The organism is Erwinia sp. LJJL01 (assembly GCF_047300805.2).
GTDB lineage: Bacteria > Pseudomonadota > Gammaproteobacteria > Enterobacterales > Enterobacteriaceae > Erwinia > Erwinia aphidicola.
Genome location: NZ_CP178576.1, coordinates 1,848,795 through 1,869,038 on the forward strand (window position 1 = coordinate 1,848,795; position 20,244 = coordinate 1,869,038).

The 20,244-nt window shown below is 56.1% G+C and carries 15 protein-coding genes and 2 pseudogenes; 9 read left to right on the forward strand and 8 right to left on the reverse strand.

Annotation, left to right across the window (positions count from 1 at the left end):
* Positions 1-79: 79 nt before the first annotated feature.
* The 8 genes and pseudogenes from ACLI4M_RS09435 to dnaA form a co-directional block, all read right to left on the reverse strand.
* Positions 80-1,384 (reverse strand): MFS transporter, encoded by a 1,305-nt coding sequence (locus tag ACLI4M_RS09435; protein ID WP_133622377.1) that lies wholly within the window; start codon positions 1,382-1,384, stop codon positions 80-82.
* On the reverse strand, positions 1,381-1,872 hold the full coding sequence (locus tag ACLI4M_RS09440) for a YhcH/YjgK/YiaL family protein (RefSeq protein ID WP_133622376.1): 492 nt from the start codon (positions 1,870-1,872) through the stop codon (positions 1,381-1,383). Before ACLI4M_RS09440 ends, ACLI4M_RS09435 begins: the two co-directional genes overlap by 4 nt.
* Positions 1,873-1,953: 81 nt before the next feature.
* Positions 1,954-2,878, reverse strand: a pseudogene (locus ACLI4M_RS09445) (dihydrodipicolinate synthase family protein).
* 43 nt (positions 2,879-2,921) lie between these two features.
* Positions 2,922-4,127, reverse strand: coding sequence for a ribokinase (rbsK, locus tag ACLI4M_RS09450; protein WP_133622374.1), 1,206 nt, complete (start codon positions 4,125-4,127; stop codon positions 2,922-2,924).
* Between the two features lie 356 nt (positions 4,128-4,483).
* The gene (gene gyrB / locus ACLI4M_RS09455) at positions 4,484-6,892 is read right to left on the reverse strand and encodes a DNA topoisomerase (ATP-hydrolyzing) subunit B (protein ID WP_133622373.1); all 2,409 of its coding nucleotides are present in this window, start codon (positions 6,890-6,892) and stop codon (positions 4,484-4,486) included.
* A 17-nt stretch (positions 6,893-6,909) separates the two neighbouring features.
* Positions 6,910-7,995 carry a DNA replication/repair protein RecF gene (gene recF, locus ACLI4M_RS09460; protein ID WP_133622372.1) on the reverse strand — a complete coding sequence of 362 codons (1,086 nt, stop codon included), beginning with the start codon at positions 7,993-7,995 and terminating at the stop codon, positions 6,910-6,912.
* A 170-nt stretch (positions 7,996-8,165) separates the two neighbouring features.
* On the reverse strand, positions 8,166-9,266 hold the full coding sequence (dnaN, locus tag ACLI4M_RS09465; RefSeq protein ID WP_048917910.1) for a DNA polymerase III subunit beta: 1,101 nt from the start codon (positions 9,264-9,266) through the stop codon (positions 8,166-8,168).
* Positions 9,267-9,268: 2 nt separating this feature from the next.
* Positions 9,269-10,660 carry a chromosomal replication initiator protein DnaA gene (dnaA, locus tag ACLI4M_RS09470; RefSeq protein ID WP_048917911.1) on the reverse strand — a complete coding sequence of 464 codons (1,392 nt, stop codon included), beginning with the start codon at positions 10,658-10,660 and terminating at the stop codon, positions 9,269-9,271.
* A gap of 629 nt (positions 10,661-11,289) precedes the next feature.
* Between dnaA and rpmH the strand changes: the two genes are divergently transcribed.
* The 9 genes and pseudogenes from rpmH to ACLI4M_RS09515 all read left to right on the forward strand — a co-directional run bounded on the left by rpmH (position 11,290) and on the right by ACLI4M_RS09515 (position 20,226).
* Positions 11,290-11,430, forward strand: a complete 141-nt coding sequence (gene rpmH, locus ACLI4M_RS09475; RefSeq protein WP_003023858.1) for a 50S ribosomal protein L34 — start codon at positions 11,290-11,292, stop codon at positions 11,428-11,430.
* Positions 11,431-11,447: 17 nt separating this feature from the next.
* Entirely contained in the window at positions 11,448-11,807 is a 360-nt protein-coding gene (rnpA, locus tag ACLI4M_RS09480) for a ribonuclease P protein component (RefSeq protein ID WP_048917912.1), read from the forward strand.
* Positions 11,771-12,029: pseudogene (gene yidD, locus ACLI4M_RS09485) on the forward strand (membrane protein insertion efficiency factor YidD). The gene rnpA and the pseudogene yidD overlap by 37 nt, the downstream one beginning before the upstream one ends.
* A 2-nt stretch (positions 12,030-12,031) precedes the next feature.
* Positions 12,032-13,678 (forward strand): membrane protein insertase YidC, encoded by a 1,647-nt coding sequence (gene yidC, locus ACLI4M_RS09490; protein WP_048917913.1) that lies wholly within the window; start codon positions 12,032-12,034, stop codon positions 13,676-13,678.
* 110 nt (positions 13,679-13,788) lie between these two features.
* Positions 13,789-15,153 (forward strand): tRNA uridine-5-carboxymethylaminomethyl(34) synthesis GTPase MnmE, encoded by a 1,365-nt coding sequence (gene mnmE / locus ACLI4M_RS09495; RefSeq protein ID WP_048917914.1) that lies wholly within the window; start codon positions 13,789-13,791, stop codon positions 15,151-15,153.
* Between the two features lie 550 nt (positions 15,154-15,703).
* Positions 15,704-16,261 (forward strand): fimbrial protein, encoded by a 558-nt coding sequence (locus ACLI4M_RS09500; protein WP_133622369.1) that lies wholly within the window; start codon positions 15,704-15,706, stop codon positions 16,259-16,261.
* Between the two features lie 67 nt (positions 16,262-16,328).
* On the forward strand, positions 16,329-16,862 hold the full coding sequence (locus tag ACLI4M_RS09505; RefSeq protein WP_133622368.1) for a fimbrial protein: 534 nt from the start codon (positions 16,329-16,331) through the stop codon (positions 16,860-16,862).
* A 46-nt stretch (positions 16,863-16,908) separates the two neighbouring features.
* On the forward strand, positions 16,909-19,428 hold the full coding sequence (locus tag ACLI4M_RS09510) for an outer membrane usher protein (protein WP_133622367.1): 2,520 nt from the start codon (positions 16,909-16,911) through the stop codon (positions 19,426-19,428).
* Positions 19,429-19,473: 45 nt separating this feature from the next.
* A complete protein-coding gene (locus ACLI4M_RS09515) occupies positions 19,474-20,226 on the forward strand; it encodes a fimbria/pilus periplasmic chaperone (protein ID WP_133622366.1) in 753 nt (250 codons plus the stop codon).
* The last annotated feature ends 18 nt before the right edge of the window (positions 20,227-20,244 follow it).

The window sequence follows — 20,244 nt, forward strand, 5'->3', positions numbered from 1 at the left end:
AGCCAACAGTTTGTTCCCATGCTAGCGCGATTCAGCTCATGATCACCAGCCTGATTACGCGCTGAACGGCACGCATCCATCAGCGCTGCGCTGCCAGCGGTTTATTAACAAAGAAACCGTAGCTGATCGCACCCAGCATCAGCAGCCCGGCCCCGAGCAGGAACACGTTGGTGAATTTTCCGGTCATATCCAGAATCACCCCGGTAACAATCGGTGCCATTGCGGCGCCAAGGAAGCCGCCAAAGTTCTGAATCGCCCCGAGTGACGCCACCTGATCCTTCGGCGCGATGTCGGTCGCCAGCGTCCAGATAGCCCCCTGTGGCATCTGCGAGCAGAAGTAGCCCAGCGACAGCAGGGTAATCGCCAGCGGGGTACTGTCGACGAACGGGATCGGGGCGACAAAGCAGGCTGCCAGCGCCGCCCCCGCAACGATGGGGATCTTACGCGCGTGAATGGCCTTCATGCCGCCTCGCACCAGCTTATCGGACAGCATCCCGCCCACCAGCACGCCGAGGATCCCGGCAAAGAAGGGAATCGAGGCAATCCAGCCGGTCTGCTTCAGGCTAAAGCCGAGCGATTTTTCCAGATAGCTTGGCAGCCAGGTGAGATACACCCAGATGGTAAACATGATGGAGAAGTTACCGATCACCATAAACCACGTGGTGCGGTGCTTAAACAGCGCGCCCCAGCTGGTTTTGACCACGTTTTCCCCGGCGGCCGTGACGCTGCGGTGCCCGGCATGGATCAGCGCATCTTCACGCGCATCCGGATCGCGGTAAAACTTCCACCACGCCAGCAGCAGTGGGAGCCCCATCAGGCCGATTGCCATAAACATCCCGCGCCAGCCAAAGCTCAGCAGCAGCACGGTCAGGATTGGCGGGGCGATGGCGTTAGCGATCTGCGAACCGGTATTGATGATTGAGGTTGGCAGGCCGCGCTCTTTATCGCCAAACCAGCGGTGGGTGATTTTAATGCCGGAGGTAAAGAACGGCGATTCGGAAATACCCAGCAGCATACGCAGGCCGTAAAACACCGAGTAGCTGTTGACAAAAGCGGCGAGGAAAGTGAAGCCGGACCACAGCCCCAGCGCCCAGGAGAACATGCGTTTCGGGCCGAACTTATCCACCAGCCAGCCCGCCGGCAGGTTGGCCAGCGCATACGGCCAGAGGAAGGCCGACAGCAGCAGCCCCATTTCGGTCTGCGAGAAGCCAAACTCGGCGGCAATGGTGGTGTTGGCGATGCTGAGATTGGCGCGATCCAGATAGTTAACCACCGCTGCCAGCAGCAGGATAAAGATAATGCCCCAGCGCAGGCGAGAGATCGGCGGCCGGTTGGCGGCCAGCGGCTGCACGGAGGAGGTTGCGGCTACAGAGGTCTCTTTCATGATGATGTCTCGTCAGTAAACAGGCTCAGGTGAATTTTGATTACCGCTTTGCGGATGCGGGAAACACCGTGGGTCTGGCAACAGGGGCGATGAACATCATGGGGAAACAGCACCACAAAGGTATCCGCTTCCAGCGCAATCATCGATTCATTGTGGGTCTGATGGTAGAACACGATATCGCGCTGTTCGGCGTCGTCTTCGACTACCACATGGCTTGGGTGCGCGCGCGCCACGCCGATGCTCTCTTCACCGGACAGCAGATACTGAATATCAACATAGTTAACATGTGACTCGGCGCGGCGGGCGCTGGCCGGTTCGGTTGCCATGGTCTGATAGAGGCAGAACATCTTATTATCCGGCAGGATGTCGAATTTTCCCGGTTCCAGCGCGGCAAAATCCGTGGCGGCAATCCATTCCAAAGCCTGATTAATCACCGGGTGCAGGGTGTGACGTTCCCTCGCCCAGTCGTTGCGATCGCAAAAAATCATCGTCGTTGTCCCGTATTGTTATTTGTTTGGCGGGTGTGGGTACAGCGGGCAGCCCCTGGTAGCGCTGCCCGGCGCGAACAGCTAGCCCGCGATTTTCTTCTGCCACAGCGTGGTGCCCTGCTGGATTTGATCCAGCAGCACGCCGAGGCCCCAGAATTTTTCCAGCACGTTATCTTTGTTCACGCGGCAGAACTCGCTGCTGAACGTGCCCAGATGCTGATGATAAATTTTGGCATTTTTCGGGTAGCCCAGCGTCTCCGTGACCGCGGACAGCGACAGGAACAGCGACAGCTCCTGGGCTTTTTCCGGCTGCTCTGCCCCGTGGTGATACAGCCAGTGATACAGCTCCGGGTGGAAGTTGGTAAACACACCGCTGAAGCCTTTCGAGCCTGCCTGGATAGCGGGCCAGGCGATCGCCGCGTTGGCGTTGATGATATTGAACGGCGTGCCCTCTGCCAGCTTCACGCGGCGCTGCACGGTCGGCAGGTCGCAGCTGACATCTTTCAGCACCACGAAGCGGCCGCTTTTGGCGCAGAAGCTGAACTCTTCGTCGCTCAGCAGGCGGCGATACGGGGCCGGGCACTCGTAAAGGCCAAGCGGCATGCTGGCTGGCAGGGCTTCCAGCAGCGCGTTCAGCGTGGAGAAGAACACCTCGCTACCCTCGTTTTTCGGGTCAAGATGGTTGGTCACCAGCACCAGCGCATCGATGCCGGTGGCGGCCATCGCGCTCAGCTCTTCGATCTGCGCGTCAAGCGCATCGCTGATATGTCCGGAGGCAATCACCGGTACGCGGCCCTGCACTTTGCCGACCACAAATTCCGCAAGCGATACGCGCTCCTGCAGCGACAGGAACTGCATTTCGCTCGACTGACAGAACGGCAAACAGCGCATCCACGCCCTGCGTCAGATACCAGTCAATTAAACGTTCGAGGCCCGGATAGTCGATCTGGTTATCAGGGGTAAACGGCGTCAACATCACCGGGACAATGCCTTCAATCTTCTTCATCTTGTTCTCCTGATGGCAGCGTACTGCCTGAAAATGGGGCGGTTCAGCGCTGCGCCAGTCGCGCAACCACCTGGGGGTGATCGGGCATATTGCTGGCCCCTTCACGCTCCACCGCCAGTGAAGCAAACGCCGCGGCATAGGTCGCCGCCTGCGCAATGGTCTGTCCGCTTGCCAGCGCGGCGGCGAAGGCGCCGTTAAAGGCATCGCCCGCGCCGGTGGTATCAACGCTGAGCGCCGGAAATGCCGGAATATGCTGGAACTGGCCGTTATCGAGGATCAGCGCGCCGCGCGAGCTCATGGTGATAATCACCCGCTTCGCGCCCTGGCGCACGATGGCCTGCGCCGCTTCTCTGGCGCTCTCCAGATCCGTCACCTCAACCCCCGAGAGCAGCGACGCCTCGGTCTCATTGGGGGTGATCACGTCGACATACTGCAGGCATTTGAGTACATCGTCCGAGAACGGTGCCGGATTCATAATCACCCGCACGCCCAGCGTATTGGCCAGCTTCATGGCGTTGAGCGTGGCGGAGAAGTTGTTCTCCAGCTGTAGCAGCAAGACGTCAGCGCCGGACAGCTCGTGCGTCATCTCCGCCACTTCGCCATCGGTGAGCGTCTGATTGGCGCCGGAGTAGATGGCGATCATGTTTTCGCCATCCTGCTGCGACACATAGATAATCGCATTGCCGGTCGGCTCGCTTTCACTCTGATAGAGCTTGAAGGAGTGAATATCCGATGCCGAAAGGTGATCGAAAGCAAACTGGCTGAACTGGTCTTTACCCACTTTAGAGACAAAGTGCACCCGCGCCCCGGTACGGCTGGCGGCCATTGCCTGATTGGCCCCTTTGCCACCCGGACCCAGCGTGCTGCCAAGCGCCAGCAGCGATTCACCGCCTCTGGGAAAGCGCGCGACCTTCGCCACGATATCGACGTTAAACGAGCCAAGGATACACACCCGCCCCTGAGTTTTACGCTTGCCGCGCTGCCCGCTCAGGCGCTGGCTCTCCAGCCGCTGCAGCAGCACCTCAAAGTTGCCGCCGGTCTCTGAAATCAGCCTGGCCTGCAGATTGCGGCGTAACACCATCGCCCCGCCGTGGCAGCGCTGAATCAATCCCAGCCCCGCCAGCGCCGCCAGATCGCTGCGAATCGTCTCTTTCGATACGGCAAAGGTCCCGGCCAGCCAGGCGACGCTCAGCGTTTCATGGCGATCGAGATACTCAAGAATGTGGTTACGCCGCTGTTCCAGATACATAGTCACCTCTTTGTATTAAGAGACTAAGGGAGCACGATACGTTTAAAAGTGATAGCGGTCATAGCGCGCGGGGAAAAACGGAAGCAAACGGAAGGGAAACCAAAGGGTGGAATGGTAGGCTGCTATTTTAAGCTAAGCCTGTAGTTAAAATAACCATCGGCACTCATTTAACTTAACCACGGGTCAGTGATATGTCGATGCGCTTAACATGACGAGCAGACGTGTCGAAATTATGCTCTTTTTTCGACATGAGAAAAATAACGCGCAGAGTGCAGGCGAAAAAAAAGCAGACCCGAAAGTCTGCTTTCTACTGTGGGGCGACCGGAAAAGAAGGTCGCCCGAAGGAGGTTTATCAATCAGATATCGATGTTCGCCGCGCGCAGGGCGTTCTCTTCGATAAAGGCGCGGCGCGGTTCTACCGCATCGCCCATCAGGGTGGTGAACAGCTGGTCGGCCGCCACGGCGTCTTTGATGGTCACGCGCAGCATACGGCGGCTATCCGGATCCATGGTGGTTTCCCACAGCTGCTCCGGGTTCATTTCGCCCAGACCTTTATAACGCTGTACCGACAGGCCACGGCGCGACTCTTTCACCAGCCAGTCCATCGCCTGCTCGAAGCTGGCAATCGGCTGACGGCGCTCGCCGCGCTCGATAAAGGCATCTTCTTCGATCAAGCCGCGCAGTTTCTCACCGAGGGCGCAGATTTTGCGATATTCGCCGCCGAGCATAAACTCGGTATCCAGCGGATAATCGGTATCAACCCCGTGCGTTTTAATACGCAGCACCGGCTCGAAGATATGCAGCTCACGGTTTTCGCGTACCAAGCCGCTAAAGGTGCTGCCGTGCTGGTCGTTATCGTTAAGGTACTTAACCAGCCCGTCCAGCCAGCCCTGCACCGGCGCTTCCGCCGCCAGATCGCTCAGCGTCGCATGGTAGATCAGCGCATTGAGCAGGGCAACCGGATAGCGGCGCTCCATACGTTTGATCATCTTGCGCGTGCTGTTGAACTCAGACACCAGATCTTCCAGCGGCTTGCCGCCCAGCGCTGGCGCACTGGCGTTAGCGTGCAGCGTCGCCCCGTCCAGCGCGATAGCGATCTGATACTGGTCCATCGCCTCATCGTCTTTAATGTACTGTTCCTGCTTGCCTTTTTTCACCTTGTACAGCGGTGGCTGAGCGATATACACGTGGCCACGCTCGATGATTTCCGGCATCTGGCGGTAGAAGAAGGTCAGCAGCAGCGTACGGATGTGAGAACCATCGACGTCCGCATCGGTCATGATGATGATGCTGTGATAGCGCAGCTTGTCCGGGTTGTACTCGTCACGACCAATGCCGCAGCCCAGCGCGGTGATCAGCGTTGCCACTTCCTGAGAAGCCAGCATCTTGTCGAAGCGGGCTTTCTCAACGTTGAGGATTTTACCCTTCAGCGGCAGGATGGCCTGGTTCTTACGGTTACGCCCCTGCTTGGCAGAGCCGCCCGCAGAGTCCCCTTCCACCAGGTAGATTTCGGACAGCGCCGGATCACGCTCCTGGCAGTCGGCCAGTTTGCCCGGCAGGCCAGCCAGGTCGAGCGCGCCTTTACGGCGGGTCATCTCACGCGCGCGGCGTGCAGCTTCACGCGCGCGCGCGGCGTCAATAATTTTACCCACGACGATTTTGGCATCGCCCGGGTTTTCCAGCAGGTATTCAGACAGCAGTTCGTTCATCTGCTGCTCAACCGCCGATTTCACTTCGGAAGAGACCAGTTTATCTTTGGTCTGAGAGGAGAATTTCGGGTCCGGCACTTTCACCGAAACCACGGCAATCAGCCCTTCACGCGCATCGTCACCGGTGGCGCTCACTTTGGCCTTCTTGCTGTAGCCTTCTTTATCCATGTAGGCGTTAAGGGTACGGGTCATGGCGGCGCGGAAGCCAGCCAGGTGCGTACCGCCGTCGCGCTGCGGGATGTTGTTGGTAAAGCAGTAGATGTTTTCCTGGAAACCGTCGTTCCACTGCAGCGCCACTTCCACACCAATGCCGTCTTTCTCGGTGGAGAAATAGAACACATTCGGGTGGATCGGGGTTTTGTTCTTATTCAGATACTCAACGAACGCCTTGATACCACCTTCGTAGTGGTAATGGTCGTTCTTGCCGTCACGCTTGTCTTCCAGCTTGATTGATACGCCGGAGTTCAGGAACGACAGCTCACGCAGACGCTTAGCCAGAATTTCGTATTCGAACTCGACCACGTTGGTAAAGGTCTGATGGCTTGGCCAGAAACGCACGCGCGTCCCGGTCAGATCGGTTTCACCGGTCACGCTCAGCGGGGCCTGCGGCACGCCGTGCACGTAGATCTGCTGATGGACTTTGCCTTCGCGGCGGATGGTCAGCTCCAGTTTTTCCGACAGGGCGTTAACCACGGAAACCCCTACGCCGTGCAGGCCGCCGGAAACTTTGTATGAGTTATCATCGAACTTACCGCCCGCGTGCAGCACGGTCATGATCACTTCAGCGGCAGAGATACCCTCTTCTTCGTGAATGCCGGTCGGAATACCACGGCCATCATCGACAACGGAGACAGAGTTATCCGCATGAATGGTAACCAGAATGTCTTTACAGTGACCGGCGAGCGCTTCGTCAATGGCGTTATCCACGACCTCAAATACCATGTGATGCAGACCGGTGCCGTCATCCGTATCGCCGATATACATACCCGGGCGCTTGCGTACCGCATCGAGCCCTTTTAGAACTTTGATACTGGAGGAGTCATAAGAATTCGACATCAACTTTTCTCGCTCGTTTAATCTTCAGGTTGAACCGCTATTTTACCCTGTTCTACGTTGAACATCTTGCCCTTTTCATCAGTCATATCGAAGACATGCTCGGCCGCAATGGCACTGACAAAAACCTGGGCCTGAGTGGCTTTTAAGCGCGCTGCCAGCAGGTGGCGGCGCGTTTCGTCCAGCTCAGAGGCAAAATCATCTATCAGATACAGGCAACGTCGCCCGTTCTGTCGGGTGAGAAACTCACCCTGCGCCAGTCTCAGGGCGCACATCAGCAGCTTTAACTGGCCGCGAGACAGTAAATCTTCCACCGGCGTCCCCTCAGCGCGAATACGAAAATCCGCCTTATGAGGGCCGCTGGCCGTGTAGGTCAATGCCCGATCGCGCTCAAAATTGCGTTCGAGCAGGTCGGCGTAATCACTCTCTTTGTCCCAGCCGCGCTGAAAGGAGAAGCTCAGCTGAAACTCCGGCAGGAACTGCGCGCAGGTGGCGTTGATATCCGCCGCTATCGCTTCGCTGTAGGCGGCACGCCAGGTGCTTATCTGCTCTGCCAGCGGTGCCAGCTCCTGGTCCCAGGCGCGGATCTGCTGGTAGCGCGACACCTGGCGCAGCGCGGCGTTGCGCTGCTTCAGCAGGCGACGCAGGTTGCTCCAGGCGTTAAAAAATCCCGGCTCGTTATGAAAACAGCCCCAGTCGATATAGGCACGACGGTACTTGGGGCCGCCGTTTAACAGCGTGAAGCCCTCCGGGGTGATCAGCTGCATAGGCAGCATCTGCGCCAGCTCGGCCACTTTATGGCCGTCGCTGCCGTCAATGCGCACCTTGCTGTCACCGGCGCGGTTTTTCGTCAAGCCCACGGAAACTTCACGCTCATTGCCGGCAATACGCCCGTGCAGCACAAACGCATCCTGCTCGTGGCGGATCACGCGGCCCGCCTGCAGGCTGCGAAACGCCCGGCCATGCCCCAGGGTGTAAATCGCTTCCAGCACGCTGGTTTTACCGCTGCCGTTTGGCCCCACCAGGAAATTAAATCCGGGAGCCAGCGCCAGGTCCGCGTTTTCGATATTACGGAAGTCTTTGATAAGAAGGCGGGTTAAAGCCATAACGAATCCAGCGTGAAGGGGATTTTACCTGACATATGCGATCCAGGCCGTCGGCGGCGCAGCCAGTCTGGTTACGGCCAGCGCACAGAACTTGGGAGCATACTGAAGTATGTGACCAAGGGCGAGCACTGCCCGGGACCAGAATGGCAAGTAAGCCAGGCCGATATTCTCTACAATCTCATCGGCATGACAACGTAGGCTGCAGACTGACTGGCCGCATCTTCGATCTGCACGCTGGAAACGGAGTCGGTCAGCAGCAGACGCACGTTCTCGCACTTCAGCGCGTTGAGCACATCCAGCACGTAGCTGACGTTAAAGCCAATTTCGAGATCGGTGCCACCGTAGGTGACATCCAGCATCTCTTCCGCTTCTTCCTGCTCCGGGTTATTCGCGGTAATTTTCAGCTGATTTTCGCTGATATACAGGCGAACGCCGCGGAACTTCTCGTTGGAGAGAATGGCGGCACGCGAGAAGGCCTGCTTCAGCAGATCGCAGCTGGCATCCAGCGTTTTGTCCGGATTCTTCGGCAATACGCGGCGATAGTCCGGGAAACGGCCATCAACCAGCTTCGAGGTAAAGATAAAGTCACCCACGTGCGCACGAATATTGTTGCTGCCGATCTGCACCTGCAGTGGCGTGTCGCCACCGTCCAGCAGACGCACCAGCTCAATCACCCCTTTACGCGGCACGATCACCGAATGGCTCGGCAGCGCCTGGCCGACCGGCATCGAGCACACTGCCAGACGGTGCCCGTCGGTTGCCACGGTGCGCAGCTCTTCACCTTCGGTTTCAAACAGCATCCCGTTGAGGTAGTAGCGCACGTCCTGATGAGCCATAGAGAACTGCGTGGCTTCGATCAGGCGCTTCATCGTCGCCTGCGGCAGCGTGAATTCAACCTCACTCTGCCAGTCGTCGAGGTTCGGGAAGTCGCTGGCGGGCAGGGTAGAGAGCGAGAAGCGGCTGCGGCCGGAGCGCACCAGCATTCTTTCGCCGTCCAGAATCACCGTGATCTCCGCGCCTTCCGGCAGGCCACGGCAGATATCAAAGAATTTGCGCGCCGGAACGGTGGTCGCGCCCGGCTCGTGGTCCTGCGTCAGCGCAACGCGGGCCACCATCTCCATTTCTAAATCGGTGCCGGTCAGCAGCAGGGTGCCTTCATTAACCTGCAGCAGCAGGTTTCCGAGGATAGGCAGCGTCGGGCGGCCGCCTAACGGGCTGCTGACCTGCTGTAATGGCTTGAGTAAATGCTCGCGTTCTACAATAAATTTCATAGTCAGGAAGATAATGTTCTGATGAGATTTGAGAAATCTTCTTTAATGTCGTGACTCTCTTCGCGCAGCTGCTCAATTTTTCGGCAGGCATGTAGCACGGTGGTATGGTCACGACCCCCGAAAGCATCACCGATTTCCGGCAGACTGTGGTTGGTCAGTTCTTTTGCCATCGCCATCGCCATCTGGCGCGGGCGGGCTACCGAGCGCGAACGGCGCTTCGACAGTAAATCGGCCACTTTGATTTTATAATACTCAGCGACGGTCTTCTGAATATTATCAATGGTGACCAGCTTCTCCTGCAAGGCCAGCAGATCGCGCAGCGCTTCGCGCACGAAATCGATGGTAATGGCCCGGCCGGTAAAGTTGGCGTTAGCGATCACGCGGTTCAGCGCCCCTTCCAGCTCGCGCACGTTAGAGCGCAGGCGCTTGGCAATAAAGAAGGCCACTTCGCCCGGCAGACGAATGTCGTTTTCGTCAGCCTTTTTCATCAGGATCGCCACGCGGGTTTCCAGTTCTGGCGGTTCGATCGCGACCGTCAGCCCCCAGCCGAAGCGGGATTTCAGTCGATCCTCAACGCCGTTGATCTCTTTCGGATAACGATCTGAGGTCAGAATGATCTGCTGATTACCTTCCAGCAGGGCATTAAAGGTGTGGAAAAACTCTTCCTGCGATCGCTCTTTATTCGCAAAGAACTGAATGTCATCGATCAGCAGCGCATCAACCGAACGGTAGTAGCGCTTAAACTCTTCAATGGCGTTGTTCTGCAGCGCTTTGACCATGTCCTGCACAAAACGCTCGGAGTGCATGTACACCACTTTGGCATTCGGCTTGCGCGCCATAATGCCGTTACCCACCGCGTGCAGCAGGTGCGTTTTACCCAGACCGGTGCCGCCATAAAGGAACAGCGGGTTGTAGGCTCCGCCAGGGTTATCTGCCACCTGGCGTGCCGCCGCACGTGCCAGCTGGTTCGATTTACCCTCAACGAAGTTGTCAAAGTTGTGTTTAGTATTGACGTTGGAGCGGTAGGAGAGCTCGGCCGGAGCCGGCATATTGTCCCAGCTTGGCCGCATCGGCGCCGGGCGGCTGATAATGCCTGGAGAGCTGGCATTGGCGCTGGCTAACACGGGCTGGCTGATGGCCTGCGCCACCGGCTTACTGCCGACTTCAAAACGCAGCAATGGCACATTACTGCCGCAGAAGTCATTCAGCAAGGCATTAATATTATTCAGGTATTTATCCCGAACCCAGTCGAGTACAAAACGGTTTGGTGCATACAAGGCCAGCGTATTGTCATTCAGTTCGGCCTGCAAGGGGCGTATCCACATGCTGAATTCTGTGGCAGGTAGCTCATCCTGTAAACGGGCAAGACACTGTTGCCAAAGCGTTAGTGACACGGCGGACTCCACTCGAAAAAGTTCGATAAGAAATAAAGGCGCTGAAGCGATAATTTCATCATTGTTGACGCATGCCGATGATACGCATGCGAACCGCTATCCGCGGTTACTCCGCCCGTCCCCGACATTGATACTACTTTCGGGTTAGGATCCGACCCGGGGATCGTTAGCGGAAGGGCGGATCATAGCGTAAAGCGCAGCAGAGATCTTCACTTTCTACACAGTTTTGATCCAATTTATCCACAGGGGCGGATAGCGGGGATAAGTTTACGCCACCCTGCACAAAAGGCATTCAGGATCGTCTGCATTCGTTGAAATTTAATGGTGCCGTCACGTTATTGCCGCAAATGTGATGTAACAGGATCGCGAGAAGATCCTGCGCGATCCTTGCGCTTTTTACTGGACACCGTATAATTTGTGCCCCGGCGTGTGCGCCATGGCCGTTTTGGCTGTTTTTCGGTCACTACGGGCAATCAGGATGCGCTTTTCACGCGAAGTAAATTGACTCTGGACTGTACAATTATTACAATCCCGCCTCTTTATTAAAGACACACTGAGGCGTCGGTCGTTTTTTCGGGCCAGATAACGCGTCACCAAGTGAAATTTTTCAAGTTTAGGTAGAAATCGCCATGAAACGCACTTTTCAACCGTCCGTACTGAAGCGCAACCGTTCACACGGTTTCCGTGCTCGTATGGCAAATAAAAATGGTCGTCAGGTTCTGGCACGTCGTCGTGCTAAAGGCCGTTCTCGTCTGACCGTTTCTAAGTAATAAAAGCTAACCGCTGAGTGGTTAAGCTCGCATTTCCCAGGGAGTTACGTTTGTTAACTCCCACTCATTTCACTTTCGTCTTCCAGCAGCCACAACGGGCTGGCACGCCGCAAATCACCATACTCGGCCGCCTGAACACGCTGGGGCATCCCCGCATCGGTCTCACCGTCGCCAAAAAACATGTTAAACGTGCGCATGAACGCAACCGGATCAAGCGATTGACCCGCGAAAGCTTTCGTCTGCGTCAGCATGAATTACCGGCAATGGATTTTGTGATTGTGGCGAAAAAGGGTGTCGCGGATCTGGATAACCAGGCACTGACGGAAGCGTTGGAGAAACTATGGCGTCGTCACTGTCGCCTGGCTCGCGGCTCTTAATCGGGCTGATTCGCGTTTATCAGCGCGTGATCAGCCCGCTTTTAGCTCCCCATTGCCGTTTCCATCCCACCTGTTCTCAATACGGTATTGAGGCATTGCGCAGGTTCGGATTGGTAAAAGGGTGTTGGTTGACGCTAAGACGCATATTAAAATGCCACCCTTTAAACCAGGGTGGCGACGACCCGGTGCCGCCACATAACCATTGATCTCAGAGAACATTAACGATGGATTCGCAACGCAATCTTTTTCTCATCGCTTTTCTGTTCGTGTCCTTTATGATCTGGCAAGCCTGGCAGACGGACCACGCTCCGCAGCCATTGCAGACCCAGACCACGCAGAACACGACCAGCGCTGCCGGTGATGCCGCTAATCAGGGTGTACCTGCCAGCGGACAGGGCAAAACGATCACCGTTAAGACCGATGTCCTGTCTTTAAACATCAATACCCGCGGTGGCGATATTGATCAGGCACAGCTGCTGACTTACCCGGACAAACTGGGTTCAGACCAGCCTTTCCAGCTGCTGGAAACCACACCAGGCTTCCTGTATCAGGCACAAAGTGGCCTGACCGGTCGTAATGGCCCGGATAACCCGGCCAATGGTGCGCGCCCTCTGTACACCAGCAGCCAGGATCACTTCGAACTGGCAGAAGGCCAGAGCGAACTGCGTATCCCGCTGACCTTTACCGCTGAAAACGGCGCGACCTACACCAAGACCTTCGTCCTGAAGCGCGGCGAGTACGCGATCACCGTCGATTATCAGGTCAACAACGCCACCCAGCAGCCGCTGGAAGTGTCGATGTTTGGTCAGCTGAAGCAGACCATTGATCTGCCGAAGCATCGCGATACCGGCAGCAACAACTTTGCGTTGCATACTTTCCGCGGTGCGGCTTACTCCAGCAGTGAGACCAACTACGAGAAGTACAAATTCGACAAGATCAGCGATAACGAAAACCTGAGCACCACCACCACCAACGGTTGGGTGGCGATGATGCAGCAGTATTTCGCCACCGCATGGGTTCCGCAGACTGCGGGCAGCAACACGCTTTACACCAGTAACCTGGGTAATGGTATTGCCGCAATCGGCTACAAATCTGCGCCAGTGACCATTGCGCCGGGTTCTCAGCAGCAGCTGGCTGCGACCCTGTGGGTTGGCCCGGAAATTCAGGACAAAATGGCGGCGGTTGCCCCACACCTGGATCTGACCGTGGATTACGGCTGGCTGTGGTTTATCTCCCAGCCGCTGTTTAAGCTGCTGAAGTTCCTGCACAGCTTTATCGGTAACTGGGGCTTCTCAATTATCGTTATCACCTTCATCGTGCGCGGCATCATGTACCCGCTGACCAAAGCGCAGTACACCTCGATGGCCAAAATGCGCATGCTGCAGCCGAAGATTCAGGCAATGCGTGAGCGTTTAGGTGAAGACAAGCAGAAGATGAGCCAGGAGATGATGGCGCTGTACAAAGCGGAGAAAGTGAACCCGCTTGGCGGCTGTCTGCCACTGGTTATCCAGATGCCTATCTTCCTGGCACTGTACTACATGCTGATGGGCTCGGTGGAACTGCGCCATGCGCCGTTTGCACTGTGGATCCATGACCTGTCCGCACAGGACCCGTACTACATCCTGCCGATCCTGATGGGTATCACGATGTTCTTCATTCAGAAGATGTCGCCAACCACCGTGACCGACCCGATGCAGCAGAAGATCATGACCTTTATGCCGGTCATCTTCACCGTGTTCTTCCTGTGGTTCCCGTCTGGTCTGGTGCTGTACTACATCGTCAGTAACCTGGTGACCATTCTCCAGCAGCAGCTGATTTATCGCGGGCTGGAAAAACGTGGTCTGCACAGCCGCGACAAGAAAAAAGCGTAATTTGTCCGTAGGGGCGAGGCATGCCTCGCCCGTGCTAAATTTCGGCACAATGCTTACACTAAGGCGGTCATCATGACCGCCTTTTTTTATCTTAAAAAAGAGAGTTCAACATGAGCCATAGCGATACTATCGTCGCCCAGGCGACCCCACCTGGCCGCGGCGGCGTCGGCATCCTGCGCATTTCCGGCAGCAAAGCCCGCGACGTGGCGCAGCTGCTGCTGGGCAAACTGCCAAAGCCGCGCTACGCCGACTATCTGCCCTTTACGGATGCGGATGGCAGCACGCTCGACCAGGGCATTGCGCTGTGGTTCCCCGGCCCGAACTCCTTTACCGGTGAAGATGTGCTGGAGCTGCAGGGCCACGGCGGCCCGGTGATCCTCGACCTGCTGCTGAAGCGCATTGTTGCGCTGCCGGGGCTGCGCATTGCCAATCCGGGGGAGTTCTCCGAGCGCGCCTTCCTCAATGACAAGCTCGACCTCGCACAGGCCGAGGCGATAGCCGACCTGATCGACGCCAGCTCCGAACAGGCCGCCCGTTCGGCGGTCAACTCACTACAGGGTGTTTTCTCCACCCGCGTTAATGCTCTGGTGGAAGCACTCACTCACCTGCGCATCTACGTGGAGGCAGCGATCGATTTCCCTGACGAGGAGATCGACTTCCTCTCCGACGGTAAAATCGAGGCCCAGCTAAATCAGGTTATCGGCGATCTGGATGGCGTGCGTGCTGAAGCCCGTCAGGGCAGCCTGCTACGTGAAGGGATGAAGGTGGTGATCGCTGGCCGCCCTAACGCCGGAAAATCCAGCCTGCTCAACGCGCTGGCCGGGCGCGAAGCGGCGATTGTCACCGATATTGCCGGCACCACGCGCGACGTGCTGCGCGAACATATCCATATTGACGGCATGCCGCTGCACATCATCGATACCGCTGGCCTGCGTGAAGCCAGTGATGAAGTGGAACGCATCGGTATTGAACGCGCATGGAAAGAGATAGAACAGGCCGATCGCGTGCTGTTTATGGTGGATGGCACCACCACCGGCGCCACCGAACCCGCTGAGATCTGGCCGGACTTTATTGCCCGCCTGCCGCAAACTCTGCCGATCACCGTGGTACGAAATAAAGCGGATATCACTGGCGAAGCAGAGGGTCTAAGCGAAGTGAACGGTCACTCACTTATTCGCCTGTCGGCGCGCACCGGGGACGGTATCGATATCCTGCGCGACCATCTGAAAGCCAGCATGGGCTTTGCCGGCAATATGGAGGGCGGCTTCCTCGCTCGCCGCCGTCATCTCCAAGCGCTGGAGTTAGCAGCCACTCACCTGCAGCAGGGCAAACATCAGCTGCTGGGGGCTTGGGCTGGGGAACTGCTGGCGGAGGAGCTGCGTCTGGCGCAGCAGGCACTGAGTGAGATCACCGGCGAGTTCAGCTCCGACGATCTGCTAGGACGGATCTTCTCCAGCTTCTGTATTGGCAAATAAGTCTTTTCGCACTTCCTTCGCCACATCCGCTCCCGCTGTACAATCGTATGGCGGGATGGCCTGGTTTAAAAACCCCCTCCTTGTCAGTAAAAATAAACTAACACCTTGAATTTAATCATATAATAATCCCAGGCGAAATAATGTTTCATCGTACTGCGGCTAGTATTTAATTTCTTATAATTGGATTATGCGATATTTTTTTCTATCAATTAACTTCAAATTCAAATTTGCGACATAAATAATATTATGGGAAATAATATTAACTAAATAATATCGCATTTATTATAAAGAGGCATTTTGTGAATGTTCGGTGATTGTATTGGAAAGTTAGCTATGTAAGAATCCACGTCGTTGTCAGCTAAGGCAACATGTGACTAAAACAAGCAGGCTCACTCTGCATTCAATTAATAAGACAATTAATCCTTATTACCCACTTATATAATAAGCCGAAGGGTTATCTTATTATCGAGTCACTAAACCTGTTGGTTTAATCCCGCCCGGATTAAGTTAAGTCGGAATTTGTTATTAATCACCGTAAGGATACATTTATATGAAAATGAATAAAATTATGCTGGCTGCGGCCATGACTTTTGCCGCTGTTTCCCTGGCGCATGCTGCAGACGCCACGCCAGGTGCAGCGGCTGGCTCTCAGGGTAGTGGGCAGTTGTCGTTCAGCGGGTCTATCGTTGATGCACCTTGCTCAATCAAGAGTGAGTCCACCAAGCAGGATATCAACCTGGGTGCTATCTCTAAAGCTCTGCTGGCTAAGGCAGACGGGCACTCAACGCCTACGCAGGTGAACATCAAACTGGAAAACTGCGAGCTGGCGAAAGACAAAAATGGCGTAACCATTACCTTTAGCGGCGCGGCAAACGATACCGACGACTCCATGCTGGGTCTGGCAGGTAATGCTTCCGATGCCGGGATTGTGTTTGTTGATAACAAGGGCCAGAAAATCAAACTGGGTGAAGCAAGCCAGCCAACCAAACTGGTCGGTAGCGACTCCACTCTGAGCTTCAGCGCCTACGTTCAGCAGACTAAAGCCACGCCATCCATTGTGCCTGGTGACTTTACCGCTGTGGCTAATTTCCAGCTGGCTTACCAGTAAGCTTTAGCGCATGCCGTCAACGTGCGGCGCATAGCCGCACGTTTTTTCCATGCAGCAGGAGTCGGTGATGTTAGTAACAGAAACAAGCCTGCGGGCCTTTCCCACTCTGATACTGGCGCTGTTTTTTCTTTCTACTGTTAGCCAGGCAGCGCAACAGGGTAAGGGAGAAGTCTCCATGAGGGGTGCCATCGTCGATACCGCCTGCACTATTGCGACCCGTGATGCTCAACAGAGCATTGATTTGGGTTCTCTGCCGGTATCCACCCTTGCGCGCGAGGGTAAAGGGCCCGCCTTCCCCCTCACTATTCGTCTGACAGACTGCGTGCTTGGGCGCGCACACAATAACAAAACATTTAACATCACGTTTGATGGTCCTGCCGAAGGATCAACGTTTAATTTACAGGGTAAGGCCTCTGGCGTCGCCCTGCGTATCAGCGATGCCACCGGGCGTATAGCCAAAGCCGGTGTCGCGCTCCCACCGCAGGATATTACCCCTGGTGATATGCGTCTGGAATACTTTCTCACCCTGGTGAGCGATCAAAAGCCGCTAATGGCCGGAGCCTATTTTATCACCGTCCGTTTCAAGCTGGACTATTTCTGATGATGAAAAGTCAGGGATAATAAATTAACGGAAAAGCGGATTAACCATGAAACACTACGCAGCACGGAAGCTGTTCAATCTAAAATTACTATCAGCCTTAATTGTTCTGACGCTGGGTCATTCCGGGCGGGTTTTTTCCTCTGACGATATCCAGTTCAATATGGATGTGCTGGATGTTAACGACCGTAAGCATGTTGACCTGAGCCAGTTTTCACGTCAGGGATATATTATGCCCGGTGATTACAGCCTGACGGTGCGTATTAACAAAACCGAGCTCTCCGAGCGCACCGTCACCTTTATGGCCGATGAAAACGATGCAAAATCGAGCGTAGCCTGCCTTACCCCCGACCTGGTTAAGCAATTCGGCCTCAAGCCGCAGCCGTTAGCCGCTCTGAAATGGCATCAGCAGGGGAAGTGCCTCGACATAAGTAGCCTTAAAGGGCTGCAGGCCCGTGGCGATCTCTCCACTTCCTCGCTCTATATCACTATCCCGCAGGCCTGGCTGGAATATACCGCCGACGACTGGGACCCGCCTTCCCGCTGGGACAACGGCATCCCTGGGATTTTGCTCGACTACAGCCTGAATGCCCAGCAGCAGCGCAGCCATAACAGCGGCGACAGGCTTAACCTCAGCGGTAACGGTACCGCAGGTGTAAACCTGGGTGCATGGCGGCTGCGTGCTGACTGGCAGGGCCGGGCAGAACGCCAGAGCGGTGAGCACGCGCAGACCAGCCGCGAGTTTGACTGGAGCCGCTTCTACGCCTGGCGTGCACTGAGCTGGCTTGGCGCCAAACTGATGATCGGTGAGAACTATCTCGACTCCTCCATCTTCGACAGCTTCCGTTTTACCGGCGCCAGCCTGACATCGGATGACAGCATGCTGCCGCCTAATCTGCGCGGCTACGCGCCGGAAGTGACGGGTATCGCCAGAACCGATGCCAAAGTGACCGTCAGCCAGCAGGGGCGAGTACTGTATGAAACTCAGGTCGCCGCAGGCCCGTTCCGTATTCAGGATCTGAGCGATGCGGTCACCGGCCAGCTGGACGTGCGCGTTGAAGAGCAGGACGGCAGCGTGCAGACCTTTACCATTAATACCGCCAGTATTCCCTATCTGACCCGCCCGGGCACCATTCGCTTTAAGGTCTCATCGGGGAAACCCTCAGACTGGAAGCACCGCACCAATGGCGCGCTGTTCAGCGCCGGTGAATTGACCTGGGGGATCAGCAACGGCTGGTCAATGTACGGCGGCGCTATCGGCGGTGATAAGTATCAGGCACTCTCCATCGGTATTGGCCGTGACCTGCTGGCGCTGGGCGCCATCTCGCTGGATGCCACCCAGTCGCGCGCGCGTTTGTCGAGTGAGGATAACACCCTGAGCGGCGGCTCATATCGGGTGAGCTATGCGAAAAGTTTTGAGAGCTACGACAGTCAGATTACCTTCGCCGGCTATCGCTTCTCGCAGGAGAACTTTATGAGCATGTCAGAGTATCTGGATGCCAAAGAAGATAGCAGCCGCATGGGTAAAAGTAAGCAGATGTATACCGTGACCTTCAATAAACAGTTCCGCGATGTCGGTCTGTCAACGTACCTGACCTACACGCATCAGACTTACTGGAACCGGCCGACCAATGACCGCTACAGCCTGATGCTGTCGCGCTACTTCGACTGGTGGAAGATCCGCTCAGCCAGCGTATCACTTTCCGCCTACCGTAACCGCGTCGACCAGCGTAATGACGATGGTATGTATCTCTCCCTCTCTATCCCGTGGGGAGATCGCGGCAGCATTGGCTACAGCATGTCAGCGGCAGGAAAAGAGCGCAGCAATAGCCTGACGTGGAACGATCGCATCAACGCCAGTGATAACTACTCGCTCAGCGCCGGTAACAGCCGCAGCGGCGGCAGGGTGAGCGGCTACTACAACCATGACGGTGATATCGCCCGCGTCAGCGCCAACGCCAGCTATGACCAGGGGCATTACCGCTCGCTGGGATTGAATGCTCAGGGTGGCATGACGCTGACTGCGGAGGGCGGGGCCCTGCATCGTAACAATACCAACGGCGGTACCCGACTGTTAGTGGATACCGACGGCGTGCCGAATGTGCCCGTGAAGGGCTACGGCAGCAACCTCCATACCAACTACTTTGGTAAAGCGGTGATTGCCGATGTTAGCAACTACTATCGCAACAGCGCCCGCATCGACCTTGACAAGCTTGGCGATGATGCGGAGGCCCTGACCTCAGTGGTGCAGGCCACGCTGACCGAAGGGGCGATTGGCTACCGTCGGTTTAATGTCATTTCCGGTGCGAAAGCGATGGCGATCATCAAGCTGGCAGACGGCAGCACGCCACCGTTTGGTGCCAAAGTGATCAACTCGCGTAAGCAGGTAACCGGGCTGGTTAACGATGATGGCACTCTCTACCTGAGCGGCATCCGGGCCGGCGAAATCATGAGCGTAGAGTGGGACGATAAAGCGCAGTGTGAAGTGCGCCTGCCCACGCCGCTACCCGCAGATATGATCAGTCATTCTCTACTGCTGCCGTGTGAAGTCTCTGACGCGCGCAGCTGAAAACGGACAGTCAATTATCAACTTGATGAATTTTAAGGTAACTACATGTTTTCAAATAAAATCATTCCTTTTTTTCTGCTGAGCTCTACGCTGGCAACACAACAGGCCTCTGCCGCCATTTCACTCGACCGCACCCGGGTTATTTTTGACGGCAAGGCAAAGTCAGCCAGTCTTAGCATCAGTAATCAGAATACCCAGCTACCCTATCTGGCCCAGACGTGGATTGAAGATGAAAAGGGTAACAAAATCAACTCACCGCTGACGGCGCTGCCGCCCTTACAGCGCGTGGAGCCGGGCAAAAAAAGCCAGGTTAAAGTGCAGGCGCTGCCGGCAGTCAACGCGCTGGCGCAGGATCGTGAGACGCTTTACTACTTTAACCTGCGCGAGATCCCGCCTAAGAGTGATAAGGCCAATACGTTACAGATTGCCCTACAAACCCGTATCAAGCTGTTATACCGTCCTGCAGCGCTGTACATTGCGCAAAATAGCGTCCCTCCGCAGGAGAAGCTGACGCTGACGCGTAAGGGCGACCGCTACCTCGTTAATAATCCAACAGGCTACTACATCACGCTGATCGACGGGGGTGCCAGCAAGCAGGGCAACTCGCTGGAAGACTTTAAGCCGCTGATGGTCGCACCGAAAAGTAGCGGCGAACTGAACGTGACGGCAGCCCAGCTCGGCACCAGCCCGGTACTGAAATACATTGATGATTACGGCGGCCGCCCGTCGCTCAGCTTTACCTGTTCCGGCAATCAGTGCCGGGTGGTGCCAGGTAATAGCCAAAACCTGACTGACTAAAAATGGAAAACAACCACG

What these genes read in the sequence shown, in the direction of transcription:
- gyrB (WP_133622373.1), bottom strand. Translation starts at nt 6,892, where the DNA reads ATGTCGAATTCTTATGACTCCTCCAGTATCAAAGTTCTAAAAGGGCTC.
- recF (WP_133622372.1), bottom strand. Translation starts at nt 7,995, where the DNA reads ATGGCTTTAACCCGCCTTCTTATCAAAGACTTCCGTAATATCGAAAAC.
- yidC (WP_048917913.1), top strand. Translation starts at nt 12,032, where the DNA reads ATGGATTCGCAACGCAATCTTTTTCTCATCGCTTTTCTGTTCGTGTCC.
- ACLI4M_RS09510 (WP_133622367.1), top strand. Translation starts at nt 16,909, where the DNA reads ATGAAACACTACGCAGCACGGAAGCTGTTCAATCTAAAATTACTATCA.
- rpmH (WP_003023858.1), top strand. Translation starts at nt 11,290, where the DNA reads ATGAAACGCACTTTTCAACCGTCCGTACTGAAGCGCAACCGTTCACAC.
- ACLI4M_RS09440 (WP_133622376.1), bottom strand. Translation starts at nt 1,872, where the DNA reads ATGATTTTTTGCGATCGCAACGACTGGGCGAGGGAACGTCACACCCTG.
- ACLI4M_RS09515 (WP_133622366.1), top strand. Translation starts at nt 19,474, where the DNA reads ATGTTTTCAAATAAAATCATTCCTTTTTTTCTGCTGAGCTCTACGCTG.
- ACLI4M_RS09435 (WP_133622377.1), bottom strand. Translation starts at nt 1,384, where the DNA reads ATGAAAGAGACCTCTGTAGCCGCAACCTCCTCCGTGCAGCCGCTGGCC.
- mnmE (WP_048917914.1), top strand. Translation starts at nt 13,789, where the DNA reads ATGAGCCATAGCGATACTATCGTCGCCCAGGCGACCCCACCTGGCCGC.
- rbsK (WP_133622374.1), bottom strand. Translation starts at nt 4,127, where the DNA reads ATGTATCTGGAACAGCGGCGTAACCACATTCTTGAGTATCTCGATCGC.
- ACLI4M_RS09505 (WP_133622368.1), top strand. Translation starts at nt 16,329, where the DNA reads ATGTTAGTAACAGAAACAAGCCTGCGGGCCTTTCCCACTCTGATACTG.
- dnaN (WP_048917910.1), bottom strand. Translation starts at nt 9,266, where the DNA reads ATGAAATTTATTGTAGAACGCGAGCATTTACTCAAGCCATTACAGCAG.
- ACLI4M_RS09500 (WP_133622369.1), top strand. Translation starts at nt 15,704, where the DNA reads ATGAAAATGAATAAAATTATGCTGGCTGCGGCCATGACTTTTGCCGCT.